9 protein-coding genes are annotated in these 19,256 nt (G+C 72.7%); 4 read left to right on the plus strand and 5 right to left on the minus strand.

Annotation, left to right across the window (positions count from 1 at the left end; genetic code table 11):
* Positions 1-32: 32 nt before the first annotated feature.
* Complete coding sequence (locus tag AB0K43_RS23660) at positions 33-1,328, plus strand: MFS transporter (RefSeq protein ID WP_363642875.1); 1,296 nt, start codon at positions 33-35, stop codon at positions 1,326-1,328.
* Positions 1,329-1,407: 79 nt separating this feature from the next.
* On the opposite strand, the gene AB0K43_RS23665 is transcribed toward AB0K43_RS23660, so the two are convergent.
* Entirely contained in the window at positions 1,408-2,820 is a 1,413-nt protein-coding gene (locus tag AB0K43_RS23665; protein WP_363642877.1) for an APC family permease, read from the minus strand.
* 189 nt (positions 2,821-3,009) lie between these two features.
* Between AB0K43_RS23665 and AB0K43_RS23670 the strand changes: the two genes are divergently transcribed.
* Positions 3,010-4,917, plus strand: a complete 1,908-nt coding sequence (locus AB0K43_RS23670; protein WP_363642879.1) for a glycoside hydrolase family 9 protein — start codon at positions 3,010-3,012, stop codon at positions 4,915-4,917.
* A gap of 46 nt (positions 4,918-4,963) precedes the next feature.
* On the opposite strand, the gene AB0K43_RS23675 is transcribed toward AB0K43_RS23670, so the two are convergent.
* From AB0K43_RS23675 to AB0K43_RS23685, 3 genes are all read right to left on the minus strand, one after another.
* Complete coding sequence (locus AB0K43_RS23675; protein WP_363642881.1) at positions 4,964-5,326, minus strand: MmcQ/YjbR family DNA-binding protein; 363 nt, start codon at positions 5,324-5,326, stop codon at positions 4,964-4,966.
* A 6-nt stretch (positions 5,327-5,332) separates the two neighbouring features.
* Positions 5,333-5,761 carry a VOC family protein gene (locus AB0K43_RS23680; RefSeq protein WP_363642883.1) on the minus strand — a complete coding sequence of 143 codons (429 nt, stop codon included), beginning with the start codon at positions 5,759-5,761 and terminating at the stop codon, positions 5,333-5,335.
* A gap of 161 nt (positions 5,762-5,922) precedes the next feature.
* Positions 5,923-10,191: a ricin-type beta-trefoil lectin domain protein gene (locus AB0K43_RS23685; protein ID WP_363642885.1), complete on the minus strand. Its 4,269-nt coding sequence runs from the start codon at positions 10,189-10,191 to the stop codon at positions 5,923-5,925.
* Positions 10,192-10,418: 227 nt separating this feature from the next.
* Between AB0K43_RS23685 and AB0K43_RS23690 the strand changes: the two genes are divergently transcribed.
* Both AB0K43_RS23690 and AB0K43_RS23695 read left to right on the plus strand, forming a co-directional pair.
* The gene (locus AB0K43_RS23690; protein ID WP_363642887.1) at positions 10,419-17,801 is read left to right on the plus strand and encodes an RHS repeat-associated core domain-containing protein; all 7,383 of its coding nucleotides are present in this window, start codon (positions 10,419-10,421) and stop codon (positions 17,799-17,801) included.
* A 120-nt stretch (positions 17,802-17,921) separates the two neighbouring features.
* Entirely contained in the window at positions 17,922-18,332 is a 411-nt protein-coding gene (locus AB0K43_RS23695) for a hypothetical protein (RefSeq protein WP_363642889.1), read from the plus strand.
* A gap of 30 nt (positions 18,333-18,362) precedes the next feature.
* On the opposite strand, the gene AB0K43_RS23700 is transcribed toward AB0K43_RS23695, so the two are convergent.
* Positions 18,363-19,130 carry a GntR family transcriptional regulator gene (locus tag AB0K43_RS23700; RefSeq protein WP_363642891.1) on the minus strand — a complete coding sequence of 256 codons (768 nt, stop codon included), beginning with the start codon at positions 19,128-19,130 and terminating at the stop codon, positions 18,363-18,365.
* Positions 19,131-19,256 lie beyond the last annotated feature (126 nt).

The following is a 19,256-nucleotide window of genomic DNA, read 5'->3' on the forward strand; positions in this document are numbered from 1 at the left end:
CGTCCGTGTGCGCTCTGGTAGGTTCGCGCGTCATGGTGCACAACGGGGTGGAGCCGCTCGGCGGGCGGTTCGTCAGGCTGTGGGCCGCGAGTACGACCTCGGCGCTCGGCAGCGGCCTGGCCATGGTGGCGACGCCGCTGCTGGTCGCCGCCCGGACCGACGACCCGCTGCTGGTCTCCGCGGCGGCCGGCGTCGGGTGGCTGCCCTGGCTGCTGTTCGCCCTGCCCGGCGGGGTCCTGGTGGACCGGGTCGACCGGCGCCGGCTGATGGTGGCGGTGGACTGGGCGCGGGTCGTCGCGATGGCCGTGCTGGCCGCCGCGACCGCCACCGGGCACGCCGGCATCCTGCTGCTGTGCACCGTGCTGTTCGTGGTCAACTGCGGCGAGATCGTGTTCCGGGCGGCGAGCCAGGCGGTGCTCCCCGCCGTGGTGCCCAGGGAGCGCCTGGAGCGGGCCAACGGCCTGCTGTTCGGCGGCACCACCCTGATGCAGCAGATGGTCGCCGGCCCGCTGGGCGGCTTCCTGTTCGTCCTGGCCGCCGGCCTGCCGTTCCTGGCCAACGCTGCCACCTACGCGGCCAGCGCCGTGCTGATCGGCCTGGTCGGCGGGGTCTACCGGGCCGTGCCGACGGCCGGCCCCACCGAGGAGCGGTCGAGCTCGGTCCTGGCGGAGATGGCCGAGGGGCTGCGCTGGCTGCTGCGCCAGCGGTTGCTGCGCACCATGGCGGTGCTGATCGGGCTGCTGAACGTCACGCTCACCGCGGCGACCGCGGTGCTGGTGCTGCTCGCCGCCCAGCGGCTGCACCTCGGCTCGGTCGGCTACGGGCTGCTGTTCACCTGCATGGCGGCCGGCGGCGTGCTCGGCTCATTGGTCGGCGACCGGCTGATCGCCCTGGTCACCGCCACCTGGACGATCCGGGTCGGGCTGCTGGTGGAGGCCGGGCTGCACCTCGCGCTGGCGACCTCGCGCAGCCCGTACCTGATCGGCTTCGCGCTGTTCGCCTTCGGTGTGCACGGCGCGCTGTGGGGCATCGTGGCGAACTCGCTGCGCCAGCGGCTGACCCCGCCGGAGATGCTCGGTCGGGTGGGCAGCAGCAACCTGTTCGTGGCGGCGGGCGGCAACTGCCTCGGGGCGCTGCTCGGGGGCGTGCTGGCCGGGGCCTTCGGGCTGACGGCGCCGTACTGGGTGGGTTTCGGGGTCGCGGTGCTGGTGACGCTCGCGACCTGGCGGGTCTTCGACCGGGCCACGGTGGGCGCCGCCTACGCCGCGCCGGCGGCCGGGTCGCCCGCGCCCGCCGGGGCCACCGAAGCGCCCGCCGGCGCGGGCTGACCGTGGGACGGACGGACGCCGCCCGTGGACGCACCCCGGCCCGGCCCCGCGGGTACGGGGGCCGGGCCGGGGTGGTGGGTCAGACCTTGGCGGGGAGGTACTCCTCCTGGATCTCGGTGGGGGCGAACGGCCAGACCTTCTCGACCTTGGACCAGATCAGGAAGGCGGCCGCGCCGGCCGCCACCCAGACCAGCGACCATTCGATCGGGTGCAGGCCGGGCGCGTTGCGGTCCGCGTAGCCGTAGATGACCAGCCAGCCGACCGCGGCCAGGATGCTCGGCGCCGGGTAGAGCCACATCCGGTACGGGCGCGGCAGGTCGGGCTGGCGGCGGCGCAGCACCGTGACCGCCAGGATCTGGGCGAGCGCCTGGACGATGACCATGACGGTGGTGAGCAGGCCGATCAGGGTGGCCAGATTGGTGTGCCGGCCGATCAGGAACCCGACGGCGGTCATCGCGCCCATCGCGACCAGGCCGAGGACGGGGAACTGGTGGCGGCTGTGCAGCTTGCCGAAGGAGCGGAAGAAGACCCTGTCCCGGGCGGCGTCGAAGGGCACCCGGGAGCCGCCCAGCAGGCCGGCGAAGACCGAGGCGAAGGCGGTGACCAGGATCAGCACCGTCACCACGTCGGCGGCCGCGTGGCCCCAGACCCGCTCCAGCACGGCGGAGGCGACCGACTTGGAGGCCACCGACTCCGGGTCGAGCATCTCGTGCCAGTCGACCACGCCGAGCACGCCGATCTGGAGCAGCAGGTAGATCGCCATGATCCCGATGATCGAGAAGATGATCGCGCGCGGCATCACCCGGCCGGGCTCCTTGACCTCGGCGCCGAGGTAGGCGGCGGTGTTGTAGCCGAGGTAGTCGTAGATGCCGATGGTCAGGCCGGCGGCGAAGCCCAGCCAGAACCGGCCGTGGGTGAGGTCGATCGCGTGCGCGGGCCAGGTGAAGGCCATCGAGGGCGAGAAGTCGCTGTAGGAGGCGGCGATCACCGCGCCGACCGCGACGATCATGACACCCCACATCACGGTGGTGAGCCGGGCGATGTTCTCGACCTTGCGCCAGAGCAGCAGCACCACCAGACCCACCACGGCCAGGCCGACCAGGTCGCCCTGGCCCTGACCCATCGACGGCCAGAGGTAGCCCAGGTACTGCACGAAGCCGACCACGCCGGTGGACATGATCAGCGGGATGAAGAGCATCGCCGTCCAGACGAACAGGAACGGCATCAGCCGTCCGGTCCGGTACTGGAAGGCCTCGCGAAGGTAGACGTAGGAACCGCCGGAGCCGGGCAGGGAGGCGCCGAGTTCGGCCCAGACCAGCCCGTCCACCAGGGCGAGCACCGCGCCGGCGATCCAGCCGATCACGGCCTGCGGGCCACCGAAGGCCGCGACCATCAGGGGGATGGTGACGAACGGACCGATGCCGCACATCTGGCTCATGTTGATGGCGGTGGCCTGGAACAGGCCGATCCGTCTGCTGAGCGTCCCGGACATGGGAACTCCGTGGGGGTGAGAGGAGGCGGGAGCAGGAGAGGGTCCATAAGTTAAGTTTCCTAACTTGATCAGTCAAGGGCTGGTGCGGACTATTGACCGGCGGGGCGGGCGGCACTACCTTCGCGGCCATGCGTTAGGAAACCTTCCTAACAGTGTGCTCCTCCCTTCCCCCACGTAGGAGACGGCAGCATGACCCTGATCGGAAGCCGGACGGCGCGCAGGCCGGCCCTGCTGGCCACCCTCGCGCTCGGCGCCACCCTCCTCCAAGCCCCCTGGGCCGGCCCGGCCGAGGCCGCCACCACCGGCCTGGTCCGGGTGAACCAGGTGGGCTACGCCGACAGCGGCGCCAAGGAGGCCTTCCTGCTCTCGAAGGCCGCCGTCAGCGGCGCCGGCTGGAAGCTGCTGGACTCCTCCGGCGCGACCGTCGCCAGCGGCACCACCGGTGCCAGCCTGGGCAGTTGGAACACCGCCTACCCGGCGGTCTATCTGATCGACTTCACCGGGGTGAAGACCGGTGGGAGCTACCGGATCGAGGTGAGCGGGGCCGCCACCGGCTCCTCGCCCAGCTTCACCATCGGCGGCGCCACCCCGCTCTTCGGCGCCCTCACCGACGACGCCACCGCCTTCTTCCAATCCCAGCGCGACGGGCGCGCCACCATCCCGGGCCGGCTGAACCGCAAGCCGGCCCACCTCACCGACTCCGCCGCCACCGTCTACAACTGGCCGGCCTTCACCTCCTCGGACGGCGACACCATCAAGGCCGCCCCGACGAAGATCGGCGGCACGGTCGACGTCGAGGGCGGCTGGTTCGACGCCGGCGACTACCTGAAGTTCACCGAGACCGCCTCCTACGCCGACGCCACCCTGCAACTGGCCGCCCGAGAGAGCGGGGCGGCCCCCGGCTCCGCGCTGCGGGCCGAGGCCCGGTTCGGCCTGGACTGGCTCGACAAGATGTGGGACGAGAACACCGCGACCCTCTACATCCAGGTCGGCCTCGGCTCGGGCACCTCCAGCGGCAGCGTGGTCGGCGACCACGACGTCTGGCGGTTGCCCGAGAAGGACGACGCCGACGGCGCGCACCCCTTCCTCAAGAGCCGCCCGGTGTTCCGGGCCGCCGCCCCCGGGGCCCGGATCAGCCCCAACCAGGCCGGCCGGCTCGCCGCCGACTTCGCCCTCGGCGCCCAGCTGTCCGCGGTGGGCGACCCGGTGCGGGCCAAGCGGTACCTGGACACCGCCGCACAGATCTACGCCCTGGCCGACACCGCCCCCGGCACCCTGGTGACCACCGTCCCGCACGCCTACTACCCCGAGGACAGCTGGAAGGACGACCTGGCCTTCGGCGGCGCCGAACTCGCCCTGGCCGGGCAGGCGCTGGCCGACGGCCGGACCTCCGGCTGGCTCACCCAGGCGGCGAGCTGGGCCAAGGCGTACGAGGCGACCGGCAGCACCGACACCCTCAACATGTACAACACGAGCGCGCTGGCCCAGGCCGAGCTGGCCCGGGCCGTCAGGGCGGCCGGGAACCCGGGTGGGCTGGCGATCGGCTACGACGCCCTGGTGGCCGACCTCAAGGCGCAGATCACCGGGGCCAAGGCCCGCGCGGACAAGGACCCGTTCCACATGGGCGCGGTCTACAACGACTTCGACGCCGACTCGCACGCGCTCGGCCTGGCCGCCACCACCCGGCTCTACCGCAACCTCACCGGCGACACCTCGCTCAACCGCTTCGGCGCGCAGCAGACCGACTGGATCCTGGGCGCCAACGCCTGGGGCACCTCGATGATGGTCGGCGAGGGCACCACCTTCCCGCACTGCACCGCGGGGCAGCTGCCCAACCTGGCCGGCGGCCTGAACGGCGGGTCGAGCGTCCAGCTCGGCGCGATCGTCAACGGGCCCAACGGCAGCGGGCAGTTCAGCGGTGGGCTGGACGACTACCTGGACGGCATGCGGGCCTGCCCGCCCGGCGGTACCGACGCCTTCTCGGCCTTCACCGGGCACGGCAGCACGTACGTGGACGACGTCCGCTCCTGGCAGAGCAGCGAGCCCGCGCTCGACATGACGGCCTCCGCCCTGCTGGCCTTCGCGCTCTCCGGCTGAGGCACGTACCGAACACCGACGGACCGTCCGGGGCGCGGACGGTCCGTCAGCGTCGGTCGAGCTCCGCCCGCAGGGCGGCCGGCGCGACCAGGCGGTAGCCGGCCGTGACCAGGTCCGCCAGGTGCGGCCAGTCCACCGCGACGTCCAGGTAGACCCCAAGCCAGCCGCGGTGGCCGACGTAGGGGGGCCGGAAGAACCGCTCCGGATCGGTGGCCACCAGGTGCTCCTGCAGGCCCGGGGGAGCGGCGAGCCAGCAGGCCGTGCGGTCGTCGTGGTGGTGGTCGGCGACGGTGGCGAACATCCGCCTGCCGCCGGCGAACCAGGCCGGCTCGCCGTGGCTGGGGCGCTCCTCGCAGCCGGGCAGCGCCAGGCACAGCGCGCGCAGCCGCTCGGCCGGGGTGGCGGGCACGGCCGCTCAGCCGGTCGGGGGCGGTGTCTTGCGGGGCTCGCCGCGGTAGGTGCCGAAGGACCAGTGGTTGCCCTCCGGGTCGCGGGCCGCGAAGTCCCGGGAGCCGTAGTCGGTCACGTGCAGCCCGGTGATGATGTCGGCCCCGGCGGCGACCGCGCGGGCGTGCACCGCGTCCGGGTCGGCGGTCACCACGTACGCGCCGAAGTGGCCGGGGCGCAGCGGCCACGTGTCCTCCTCGTCCTCGGGGCGGGCCGAGCCGAGCATCAGGCCGCCGCCCTCCGGCCAGGAGAGCTGGGCGTGGTGCACCCGCTCGCCCTCGCCGTAGACGACGGTCTCCTCGAAGCCGAACGCCTCCACCAGGAACCGGATCAGCGCCCGGGCGTCGTTCGCCCGCAGCGAGGGCCACACCTGCGGTGCGGGGGTCTGGTCGGTCATGATCGTGCACCTCCTCGTCGGTTGCGGTCAGTCTCGCCCCGGAGCGGTCCGGGCGGCCCGGACGTTCGGGACCAAGTCACCCGGCCGGCCCAGGGCCGGACGGCGACGGCCCGCCCGCCCCGGTGCGAGGTGGGCGGGCCGTCGCGCCGGGGCGGGAGACGTCAGGCGAGCTGGGTCGGCACCGGCCGGTCGTGGCCGAGCGAGGCGACCGCACCGGGGGTGAGCGCCTCGGCGAAGACCTGTACGTCGTCGATCCGGCCGGCCGCGTACTCGCCGTACGCGCCCTGGTAGATCCGGCGGCCGAGTTGCAGCGGCCCGGCCGCGTTCCAGCTGGTACCGGTGTAGTCCGCGGTGCCCGCCGCCTGGTCGTCGACGTACAGCCGCAGCTCCTGGGCGGTCGCGTCGTACACGCCGACCAGGTGGTACCAGGTGTTCACCTTGGGGGCGAGCGGGCCGGTGCTCGGCCCGTAGGCGCTGCTGAACGTGGCGTCCTTGGCGTCCTCGTGGGCGTGGCCGACGGCGAACGCCTTGGCCCAGTTGGAGTAGTACAGCTGGAGCCCGTTGGCGTTGGTGCCGGACTGCGAGACGAAGGTGGAGTTCTCCGCCAGGCTGCTGAGGTTGACCCAGGCCGACACGGTGTACCCGGCACCGGTGTCCAGCACCGGGCCGGCGGTGGCGGCGTAGGCCGTGCTGCCGTTGAACACCAGGGCTTTGCCCCGGGCCGGGTCGGTGCCGATGGCCGCGCCGCCGGAGAGCGTCAGGTCGTTGGCCGGTCGGACGCTGTCGGAGGTGTCCTCCAGCCGCCACCGGTCGGTGGGCCGGTGGACGTAGCCGATCGCCACCGGGGCGGTGAACTGGGCCAGGCCCCCGGCCGGCGCCGCGCCCGGGTACTCGACGGTGCGGCCGGCGCCGGTGCTCGCGTAGAGCGCGGGCTGGCCGGTGCCCTGCACGTCGCCCGGCGAGGCGACGGTCGGGTAGTCCCGGCCGCCCAGGCCGACCGGCAGCACGGGCTGCCCGGCGGGCAGCACGTTGCCGCTGGTGGCGGCCCACTTCTGGTCGGCGATGTTCAGGCAGTCGTAGATGATCACCTGGGTGCGCGGGTTGCGGTTGCCGGCCGGGTCGGCCAGGCAGCGGCCGGACTGCGGGTTCTTCAGCGACCCCGGGTACGGGCCGGCGACCCACTGCTGGGAGGCGGTGTTGTTGCACTGGTAGAGCTGGACCAGGGTGTTGTTGGCGGTGCCGCCCTTGGCCACGTCCAGGCACTTGCCGAGCACGTGCACGGTGCCGTCGGCGCCGAGCGTGAACTGCTGGGCGTCGGTGCCGTTGCAGGTGTAGACCTGGGCGGCCGTGCCGTTGGCGGTGTGGGAACCGGCGATGTCCAGGCACAGGTTCTTGTTGTTCGCGTCCAGCACGCCGGAGACCAGCGGCGCGTGGGCGGGGGCGGTGAGGCGGCTGGTGGGCACGCCGTTCGCGAAGGTCAGCGGGTAGCTGCCGACCGCGCCGGTGGTGTTGTCGCGGGCCCACAGGGTCGGTACGCCGCCGACGGTGCCGGGGGCGAGCAGGGTCACGCCGGACCAGTCACCGGTGCCGATCCGCACGCCGGCGCCGAGGTTGCAGCCGGCCTGGAAGGTGCCCGGGTAGTACCAGAGCTCCTGGTCGTCCACCGTGATCAGATCCGGCACGTCCGCGAACTGGGCCAGCTTGCCCGGGGCGAGGATCGAGGTCACGTGGTTCCAGGTGCCGTCGGAGCCCTTGGCCGGGCAGCTCGCCGAGTTGCGGATCGGCAGCACGTTCTGGGTGAGGGTGAAGCGGCCGGCGCTGCCGCCGGGGGTGTTGGCGTCGTTGGTGTAGAGGTACAGCTCGTGGGTGGCCTTCTGGTACGCGAACAGGTCGTCCACGTTGGTGCCGGTGAGCGTCCCGCGGTGGGCCACCAGGTAGTTGTCCCAGCCGGTGCCGTCGGGGCTGCGGTCCTTGGTCGAGACGGTGACGGGGGCGCCGGCCGGGTCGGCGTTGCCGCGGATCAGCACCAGGTCGCCGCCGGTGGTGGGGGAGACCAGATCGGGCACCGCGTCGCCGTCCAGGTCGCCCGCGGTCACCTTGGTGTTCGGGTTCCAGGGGGCGAAGAAGCTGTACTGGCCGACCGTGCCCTGGGTGTTGCCGGCGTTGTCGACGGCGCGCACGAACAGGGTGTGGGCACCCCACTGCGCGGCGCTCAGGGTGATCGGCACGTCGGCGGTGGCGTTGCCCGCACCGGTCGAGGTGGCGTCCACCTTGGCGGCGCCGCTGCCGGGTATCCCGGTGTCGAGCGAGTACTCGAACCGGTCGATCCCGCTGCTGACGCAGGCGCCCCTGGTGCAGCCGGTGGGGGTCGGGTCGTTGGCGCTGACGGTGATCTTCACCCCGGTGTCGCCGGCGTGGCCGGTGGGGGCGCGGTCGCCGCCGAGCGGCGGGAAGACCGGTGAGTCGGTGAAGGCGGGGATGCTCGGGGCGCTCAGGTCGATCTTGAAGTAGCAGTTCGGCGACCAGCCACCGGCCAGGGTCGCGTCCTCGGCCTTCACGTGCCAGCCGTACTGGTGGCCGTCCGCCACCGCGAAGCCGATGTTGGTCCGGACGGTGCCGCCGTCGGAGACCCAGCCGCTGACCGGCTTGGTCCGGTCGGTCGAACCGCCGTCGGCCGCGGCCGTCTTGGTGTCCCAGACCTCGTAGCGGGCACGCAGGTTGACCCCGCTCATGTCGGTGTTCAGCCGCGCGTTGAGGGTGATGTCGGAGGCTCCGCCGGTCAGGCCGGACTGGCCGATCCAGCCGTCCGCCGCGCCGTTGCAGCCGTTGCCGGCCGGACTCTGGCTGGCCGGGGTGGTGCCGAGGTTGTCCGGCACGGCCGGCGGGATGTCGAACACCGTGGTCAGGTACGGGTTGGTGGCGAACCGGATGAAGTCGTTGTTGCCGGAGGACTTCGACTCGTTGCCGAACAGGCCGAAGGTCCAGCTGTCGTCCTTGCCGGCCAGCTTCCTGATCTGCCCGGTCACGTCCCAGTTGGCGTCGTGGTTGCCGCAGCCCTGGGACGGGTTGGAGCTCTTCACCTGCTGGGTGCCGCCGATGTAGCCGTCACCGGTGACCGAGGGCTGGTGGTTCCAGGTGGTCGAACCGCTGATGCCGGTGACCGTGGCCAGCTTGACGGGCGTCTCGTTGTCGCAGTCGAAGGAGGCGCCGTAGGTCGAGGTGAGGTGGACGACGGACTTGGAGATCACCATCGACTTGGTGAGGTTGCCGATGTTGATCTCGTAGTAGGCCCGGTTCAGGCCGAAGCAGTCCTGCCAGTGCTGGTAGCCGACGCCTTCGCCGTTGTCCTGCGCGTCGTCGTACGAACTCTGCCCGGCGCAGCCCTCCTTGACGGTGACGAAGTGGCTCTTCTTGCTGGTGATCGGGCTGGTGTACGGGTCGATGTACAGCGGCCAGACGGTGCCGGAGCCGGTCAGCAGACCGGTGTCCGGGGTCAGCGTGAGCGCGCCCGGCTCGGTGCTCACGGCGATCCGCCGGACCTGCGCGGCGGAGCCGGGCTGGGACGCGGTGGACGGGGTGCCGGGGGTGTCGGGAGCGTCGGTGCTGCCGGGGGCGTCGGCGGCCCGGGCGGCCGCGCGGGCCGCCTTGCCCTGCGGCGCGGCGGCCGGGGCCTTGGCGCCGGCGGAGTCCCACATCAGCGGGGTGGGCGAGGTGAAGGCGGCGGCGCCGTCCGCGGTGGCCGCGGTGACCCGGCCGTCCTGGTCGGCCGAGAGGGTCAGCCCGTCACTGGTCGCGGTGGTCAGCCGCAGGGACTTCAGCGCCGGGTCGGCGGCGGCCCGGGCGTCGTGCACCACCAGGACCTCGTGGAAACCGCCCTGGTCGGTGCTGGTCACCTGGAGGTCCACGCCCGGCAGCACGGCCCGGTAACGGGCGGTGCTGCCGCTGACCTCGGGAGCCGGCAGGGCGAACGGCAGGGTGTACGAGAGCCGGTGGCCCGCCGGATCGGTGAGCGTGGCCAGCGGACCGGTGCCGCCGCCGGACAGCACCAGCCGCGCGGGGGTGGCCCGCGGCGAGAGCGTGCCGTCGGTGTTGGCGGCCAGCGCGGCGTCGACGGCCGCCCAGCCGCCGTCCTTGCGTACCCGGGCGGGCTGGAGGTGCTCGGTGACGGCGAAGGTGCCGTCGGCGTTGGCGACGGTCTCGGTGGTCTCGGTGGTGAGCGCGTCGACGGTCACCGGCCGGCCGGTCCGGGCGGCCTCGGCCTTGGCCGCCAGCAGCGGCGTGTCGGTGGCGCCGGCGGGTGCGACGGGATGATCGTCCGCCAGAGCCGGTCCGGCGGTGCCGAGTACCAGGCTCGCGACCGCCGCGGTGAGCGCCAGACGGCGCGTCAGAGTTCGCGCCCGACGGCTTCGGGCGCGGGTTGCTTCCCCCATGGAATGACCCCTTCAGGGACAGGTGGGACCGCCCAGGCGCGGCTGTGCTTCATCTCACAGCCGGTTGTGCCCGGTGCTGCCCCGTGTCGGATTCGAGCCACTTTTGTTCGCCTTCGTCCCAGCTGTGGAGCTTCGACGGTCCCCGTGTGACAGATGTGAACAGAGTGACTGCCGGGGAAGGGTATTGCTGTGAACCGTCCATGGCAATACGGTTCCGTGCTGGTCAGATGTGCCGTCAGCTGACGCTGTGCCAGCTCGGCCTGTCCGGACTTTCATGGGGGATGAACATGCGCGCACACCTGCGCAGGTGGCAAGGTGCCCGGAAACGGGCCTGGACGAGGCGGGGGACGGTCGCGGTCGCGACGGCCGCCGCCCTCGCACTGACGGCGCCGCTCGCCGTCGCCGACGCGATCGTCGGCGGTTATCACTACACGGGGAAGATCTGGGCGGCCGATCCGCTGCCCGAGCAGCCGGCCGTTCCCGGACACCCCGCGAACAGCCCTGCGGCGAAGGTGACTTCGGCCCCGCCGCCGGGGGCCCGCGCACTGCGGCCGCATGTGCTCGCGCCCGCCGCCTGGCCGGCCGGTTCCACCGCGACCGTCGACCTGGGCGCCGCCCCGGTGGTCGCGAGCCTGGCCGCGGCCCCGGGCGGCGGGCAGGTCAGGGCCGGCTCGGCCCCGCTCTCGCTCGCCCCCGCGTCGCCCGCCGCCCTCGGCGAGCGGGCGCGCTCGCTGGTCAGCCCGCTGGCCCCGGTCGCCCAGGTCACCGCGGTGCGGGCCCAGCTGGCGGACCGGGCCCGGACCAAGGCCGCCGGTGTCGACGGGCTGCTGGTCGGCCTCGCCCGCACCGACGACCGGCCGGGCGCCGGCGGGGTCGCCGTCTCGCTGGACTACGGCGCGATCGAGCAGGCGTACGGCGGTGGTTGGGCCTCGCGGCTGAGCCTGGTGGCGATGCCGGCCTGCGCGCTGACCACGCCCCAGCTCGCCGCCTGCCGGACCAGGACCCCGGTGGAGTCCAGCAACGACCCGGTGGCCAGGAAGCTCACCGGCACGGTCGCGCTCACCCGGCCCGCGCGGACGGCGAACCCGTTCGCCGCTCCCGCGGCCCGCGCCGTGCAGGCCACGGCGGGCGTCGCGGTGGCGGCCGTCGCCGGTTCGAGCGGCTCGCAGGGCGACTTCGGCGCGACCTCGCTGTCCGCCTCCGGCGCCTGGTCCTCCTCGGCCTCCGGCGCCTTCACCTACCAGTACCCGGTGGTGATCCCGCCTTCGCTGGGCGGCGCCCCACCCACCGTCGGACTCGCCTACGACTCGCAGTCGGTGGACGGCGAGACCTCCGCCCGCAACTCCCAGTCCTCGTGGATCGGTGACGGCTGGTCCTACAGCCCCGGCTTCGTCGAGCGCTCCTACAAGAGCTGCAAGGACCAGGGCATCAAGGACTCCGGCGACGAGTGCTGGGCCGGCTGGAACGCCACCATCTCGCTGGGCACCCACAACGGCCAGCTGCTGCGCGACTCCGACGGCTCGTACCACCTCGGGACGGACGACGGCACGAAGATCGAGCGGCTCACCGGTGCCACCAACGGCCTGTGGCAGGGCGAGTACTTCAAGGTCACCACGACCGACGGCACCGCCTACTACCTGGGACTGAACCACACGCCGGGGACCACCGCCGACGAGGCCACCAACAGCGCCTGGGGCGTGCCGATCTACCACCCCAAGTCGGGCGATCCCTGCCACGACGCCGACAAGGGCGACGACTCGCAGTGCGACCAGCAGGTCGGCTACCGGTTCAACCTGGACTTCGTGGTCGACCCGCACGGCAACGTGCAGCGCTACGACTGGGCGACCGAGTCCAACTACTACAACATGGGCTACGGGCAGGTCGCCAAGGACGACAAGGGCGGCACCCTCACCAAGTACACCCGTGGTGGCCACCTCACCCGGATCTCCTACGGCTACCAGCTCGCGGACGCCCGGGCCGGCCGCGAGCCGGCCGCCGAGGTGCTGTTCACCACCGCGCAGCGCTGCACCACGTCGGACAGCGTCTGCAAGGAGTCGAACCTCTCCTCGGACACCGCGGCCAACTGGCCCGACACGCCCTACGACCTGAACTGCCCGGCCGGCTGGAAGACCAAGGTCGAGGACGACGACACCAAGGGCGTCTGCCTGATCAGCGGTCCCACCTTCTGGCAGACCTTCCGGCTGAAGTCGATCGACACCAAGGTCCGTACCGCCACCGGCTGGCAGGACGTGGACAGCTACGACCTCAAGCAGGTGTTCTCCGACGCGGGCGGCACCTACGACCCGGTCACCGGCAAGACCCAGGACCCGAAGAGCACTGGCGCCGTGCAGTCGGTGATGTGGCTCTCCGAGGTCCGGCACACCGGCAAGGACACCTCGGCCGGCGGCAGCGGGGCGATCACCCTGGACCCGGTCACCTTCACCGGGATCGAGATGGACAACCGGGTCGACGGCCTGAGTCCGGCCGCCCCGCCGCTCTACCACCCGCGGATCTCCAGCGTGCAGACCGAGACCGGTGAGTCGGTCGCGGTCACCTACCGGGCCCCGGAGTGCTCGCGCGAGAAGAAGACCATGCCGGCCTCGGCGGACTCCAACACGATGGCCTGCTACCCCGTCTTCTGGAACACCCCGGGCGGGGTGGAGCCGATCGAGGACTGGTTCCACAAGACCCTGGTCGCCCAGGTCACCGACAGCGACCGCACCAAGGCCGGCTCGCCCGCCAAGGTCACCAACTACACCTACGGCGACGGCGCGGCCTGGCACCGGGACGACTCCGAGCTCACCGACGACAAGCACCGGACCTGGAACGACTTCCGCGGCTTCGCCACCGTCACCACCACCACCGGCGCCGCGCCGGACCCGATCACCCAGTCCCGGGTCTCCTACCTGCAGGGCATGGACGGCGACTACAAGGCCGACGGCTCCCGGCGCGCCGTCGAGCGGAAGAACTCGCTCGACGAGAAGATCACCGACAGCGCCTGGCTGGCCGGCACCCCGTACGAGTCGCAGGGCTTCACCCAGGCCGGCGGCAGCCTGGTCACCAGGACGCTGACCGACCCCCCCGTCTCCAAGGTCACCGCGAGCAGCTCCCGCAAGGCCTGGACCTCCGAGGACCCGGCCCCGGACAAGCTCTCCACGCTGCCCGACCTGACCTCGCGCCAGGTGGAGAAGAGCTCCTCACGCTCGATGGGCCTGCTGGCCGACAACAGCTGGCGGACCACCAGGTCCAGCACCGTCTTCGACGCGCTCGGCCGGATCTGGCAGCTGGACGACGAGGGCGACACCGCCGACCCCAAGCAGCGCACCTGCACCACCACCACCTACGCGGACGCCCCGGCCGCCAACCCGATGATGCTGGTCCTCCCGAAGGAGACGATCAGCGTGGCCGGCCCGTGCGGCACCGCCCCCGGCAAGGACACCACCCTCTCCGACAAGCGGGTGTTCTACGACGGCGACGGCACGGTCACCGACCCGGGCACGCTCGGCCGGATCGGTGGGAGCGGCGACTCGCTCGGCCTGGTCACCGCGACCCAGTCCGTCACCTCCTACGACGGCGCCGGCAAGCCCCGGTACCAGACGCTCGGCGCGATGTCGTACGACAAGTACGGCCGGGTCACCGTGAACACGGACGCGGCCGGCCGCTCCACCGTCACCACCTACACCCCCGACACCGGACTGCTGCCCACCACGGTCGCCACCAAGAACCCGCTGCAGTGGACCGCCAGTAGCACCGTCTCGCCCGGCCGCGGTTCGGTGACCCACGCCGTGGACGTCAACAAGCGCGTCACCGACGCGACCTACGACGCCCTGGGCCGGCGGGAGAAGGTGTGGTCGCCCGGGCGCGACAAGGCGACCCGGAGCCCGCAGCAGATCTTCTCCTACTCCGTCCACGGAGCCGGCGACAACCCCGACCCGTCCACCGTCACCACCAGGAGCCTGCGTGAGGACGGCTCCTACGGCACCCTGGTCACCTTCTACGACGGCACGCTCCAGCAGCGCCAGACCCAGTCGACCACGGCCGACAACTCGGCCGGCCGGATCGTCTCCTCCGACTACTACGACTCGCACGGCTGGAACGTCGCCACCATCGCCGCGTACACCGACGCGGCCCGCGACCCCGGCACCTCGATGTGGGCCGAGACCAACAACACCGGCCCGTCGGTGACCCGGACCGGCTACGACGGCCAGGGCCGCCCGGTGACCACCAGCCTGGTGTCGTTCGCGACCACCGTCCGGCAGTCCTCGACGTCCTACCGGGGCGTGGACCGCACCGACAGCAACCCGGCCCCCGGCGGCAAGGCCGGCACGGTCTACACCAACGCCAAGGGCCAGACCACCTCCTCGGTGGTGCGCGACACCACGCCCGACCGCAGGCTCACCGCCGGCGGCGTGCTCGCCTCCGGCAGCTCGCTGGTCTCCCGCAGCACGCGGCTGGCCATGCAGGCCGACGGCAACCTGGTGCTGACCGCGCTGGTCGGCGGCAAGACCCTGTGGGCCGCGAACACCGCGGGCCACCCCGGGGCGTACGCCACCGTGCAGGCCGACGGGAACCTGGTCGTGCTCGACCCGGCCAAGGCCGTCCTGTGGTCCAGTGGCACCGGCGGCCACCCGGGCGCCTACCTGAAGGTGCAGGGCGACGAGAACCTCGCGGTGTACGACGCGGCCAACGCGCCGCTGTGGTCCACCGGCACCACCGACACCGCCGCCACCGCGGACCTCACCACCAGCTACACCTACACCCCGCGCGGCCAGCTCTCGACGATCAAGGACAGCGTCGGCAACACCTGGACCACCGGCTACGACCTGCAAGGCCGCAAGGTCTCGCAGCGCGACCCGGACAGCGGTCTGACCAGCACCACCTACGACCCGCTCGGCCGGGTGGCGACCGTCACGGACGCCCGCCAGCAGGTGCTGTCGTTCAGCTACGACGAGCTCGGCCGCCGGACCGCCGAGTACTCCGGCGCCGACCCCACCGATCCCGCCAAGCTGCTCGCCGAATGGAGCTTCGACAGCCTGGGCAAGGGCCTGCCGGTCTCCTCGACCCGCTACGTCGGCGGCCGCGCCGGCAGCGCGTACGTCAAGAAGGTCAACGGCTACACCGCCGACGGGCGCCCGACCGGCAGCACCACGGTGATCCCGGCGGCCGAGGGCAAGCTCCAGGGCTCGTACACGGTGGCCGCCTCCTACACCGACACCGCCGGCCTGCTCGCCTCCACCGCCTTCCAGGCGGACGGCGGCCTGCCGGCCGAGACGGTCGGCTACGGCTACAACCTCCAGGGCGGGCTGTACAGCGTCGGTACGCCGAGCCAGCCGTACGTGGCCACCACCAACTACAGCCCGACCGGGCAGGTGGTGCAGACCACCATCGGCACGCCGGCCAAGCAGCTGCGCACCGCGCAGACCTACGACCAGGCGACCGGCCGGCTGGCCACCAACCGGGTCACGCTGCAGAACAACACCGCCAACCCGGTGTCCAACACCTCCTACGGCTACGACCAGGCCGGCAACGTCACCACGGTCTCCGAGGTGCAGTCCACCGGTGGCACCGACCGGGTGACCGACACCCAGTGCTTCGGCTACGACGCGCAGCGCCGCCTGGTGACGGCCTGGACCGACACCAAGGGGATCGTCGCGCCCACGGCCGGCCAGCTCTCGCGGTGCACCACGGCCGCGCCGAGCCCCGCCACCATCGGCGGCCCGTCGCCGTACTGGCTGGACTGGCAGTACAACCCGCTCGGTGACCGCACCCAGCAGGTCCAGCACGACGTGACCGGCAACGCGGCCAGGAACACCACCCAGACCAGCAGTTACCCCGGTGCCGGCAAGGCGGTCGCCGTCCAGCCGAACACGGTGGGCACGATCACCACCAGCAACCCGACCACCGGCACCAGCACGCTGGCCGCCCACTACGACGATGCCGGCAACACCACGACCCGGACCACCACCGGTGCCCGGCCCGGCAGCCAGGACGTCCAGTACGACGAGGAGGGGCGGATCTCCGCCGTCACCACCGACGGCAAGCAGGCGGGGTACCTGTACGACGCGGACGGCGGGCTGCTGATCCAGCGTGACCCCGGCAGCGTGACGCTCTACCTCTTCTCCGGCAGCGAGCAGCTCACCCTGGACACCGCCGCCAAGACCGTCAGCGGCCTGCGGTACTACCGCGCCCCCGACGGCACGGTGATCGTCCGGTCCGGCAAGGGCGGGCTGAGCTACCAGCCGAGCACGCCGCAGGGCACCAGCCAGCTCCAGGTCGACTCGGCGACCCTGGCGCTCACCCGAAGGGCCTTCGACCCGTACGGCAACCAGCGCGGGGCCAATCCGGCGAGCTGGGCCGACAACCACGGCTACCTCGGGCAGGTCAAGGACGGCACCAGCGGGCTGAGCCTGCTGGGCGCCCGGCAGTACGACCCCACCATCGGGCGGTTCCTGACCGTCGACCCGGTCTTCGAGTCCGGCGACCCGAACCAGATGGGCGGCTACACCTACTCCGGCGACAACCCCACCACCGGCAGCGATCCGAGCGGCCTGTGGTGGAGCTGGGGCGACGTCGGCGGCTTCTTCACCGGCGTCGGGGACTCGGTCGTCGGCGATCCGTGGCAGTGGAGCGTCAACACCCTCTCCGACTGCTGGAACGGCTTCGCCGACATCGCCAACGGCGACAACGACGTCTTCGACAACATGTTCGGCTACTCCAACGAGACGCCGTTCAAGCTCGGCCACACCGGCTACGTGGACGACACGCCGCTCGCCGACCTCTTCGACGTCGACACCAGCTCGACCGCGTACACCGCGGGCCAGTGGACCGGCATCATCGGCTCCTTCGCGGTGGACGGCTACGGCGCCGTGAAGGCGGTGAGTTCGGGCGTCAAGGCGGTCAAGGCGATCAAGACCGCGATGTCCGAGGGCGACGACTTCATCAGCGCGGTCAAGAAGCTGCTCGCCGACGACCTGCCCAGCGGCACGCCGGCCGACCCGGCGCCGACCACGCCCAAGTCCGACGGCCCGTCGACGCCCAAGAGCGGCACCGGCAAGGGCGGCGGCGAGCCGGGCGGGGGCGGGCAGAAGCCCGACCCGGCCAAGAAGGCGGACGGCGCCGGTCAGCCCGGCAAGGGCGGCGGCGACGGCGGCTCGGGCGGCAACGCGGGCAAGGGAGGCAAGGGCGGCGGTTCCGGGGACGCCCCCAAGGCGGACAGCAGCGGGTCGACGCCCGACTACATCAAGGGCGTCAACGACGACCCGAAGGTGCCGGAGATCGTCGAGGCGATCAACGCCCGCTACCCGGGTCACGTCCGGGCGGTCGGCATCGACATCACCCGGCCGGACGGTTCCACCTACACCGACTTCGACATCGTCACCCGCAACGCCGTGGTGCAGGTGAAGACCGGGGTGGGCAACGGCGCCGTCGAGGAGATGGAGACCGTCACCTCGCTCACCGACTACCCGGTGATCGCCTACCTCCCGGGCGGCGGACCCGGCCGCCGCAAGGGCAAGGTGGGACCGGCGCCCACCATCGCCAAGGGCCTCACGGCGGCCGGGTTCACCTGGACCGACAACCTGGAGGACCTGCTCGCGGTGCTGGCGCCCTAGCCGCTCCGCATCGGGCCCCCGCGCGAAGGGCCCGACCCGCGGTGGCGGGGCCCCGGCCGGCATGCGCCGGCCGGGGCCCCGTCGCCGTCCCCGTACGCACCGATTCGTCAGGAAGATCGCATGAGTTCGAGTCTCGTCGTGGTGATGGCGCCGGAGCAGGTGGAGGTGCTGGCCGGCCGCCTGCGGGCGCGCGGGCTGGTCGACCGGCCGCCGCCGGACCGCCCGTCGATCGAGTGGCAGGGCGGCTCGATCGGCTTCGACTTCTCCGGGCGGGTGCTCGACGACCTGGAGGAGGAGGTGGTGGAGGTGGTCCTGCCGGCGCTGGGCGACCCGTTCGCCGTGCTGGTGATGTTCCGCTCGATCCGGGCGGTGGGCACGCTGCTCGTCGAGGTGCTCGACGGGCTGACCGGCTACGTGGACACCAACCACGGGGAGTTGCTGGAGATCGGCGCGTTCACCGGGCTGGTCGGCGGCCACCCGGGCTGGGACTGGCGGGTGACCGGGGCGGGCGAGGCCGGCGAAGCGGGGTAGCCCCCCGGCGGCCGGGGCGCGCGGACCGGCTCAGCCGCCGCCGGGCGCCGTCAGCTCCAGGGTGAAGCTGAACCGGTCGCCCCGGTACAGCGAGCGGACCCGCTCCAGCGGGGCGCCGGCCGCGTCCCGGCTGCGCCGGTGCAGCAGCAGCATCGGCAGGGCCGGCGGGGTGCCGATCAGCAGTGCCTCGCGCGGGGTGGCCAGCACGGTCTCGATCCGCTCCCGGCCGGTACCGAGCTCGGCGCCCTGCTCGCGCAGGTAGGCGTAGAACGAGGACGCCGGGGCGAAGTCGAGGTCCAGCCTGGGCACCCGGGCCACCGCCACATAGGTGCTCTCCAGCCCGATCCGCTCCTCGTCGGCCAGCAGCACCCGCTCCAGGTGCCAGACCGGCTCGCCCTCGGGCAGCTCCAACTGCTCGGCGGTGGCGGCGTCGGCGGGGAACCGGTCGAGCCCGATCAGGGTCCGGCCCGGCCGCAGGCCCTGGCGGCTGACCCCTTCGGTGTAGCTGGCGAGCGAGAGCGGCTGTTCGAGCTTGGCGCCGGCCACCACGGTGCCCCGCCCGCGGCGGCGCAGCCGGCCCTCCAGCAGCAGCTCGCGCAGGGCCTGACGGAGGGTCGCCCGGGCCACCCCGTACCGGGCCGAGAGCTCGACCTCGGTGGGCAGCAGACCGCCCGGGCCCAGCTCGTCCAGGAGCTCGCCCAGCCGGGTCTTGACGACGTAGTACTTGGGCAGCCGGCCGTGCTCCGGGACGCCGGAGCGGACGGGCGCGCCGGGCGCGTGCGAGGTCCCTGGGCTCATCTCGCCACCCTACCGGCGGCCCGCCGGGGCCCGGATCGAGGTAACGGGACGATAACGAGTCTGGACCGAAGTTCCCGCGCTGTTCATGCGGCGGTGCGCTCGGGGAGGTTCGCGGCTCGCCGGGGG

It is taken from the genome of Kitasatospora sp. NPDC049258 (genome assembly GCF_040678895.1).
Lineage (GTDB): Bacteria > Actinomycetota > Actinomycetes > Streptomycetales > Streptomycetaceae > Kitasatospora.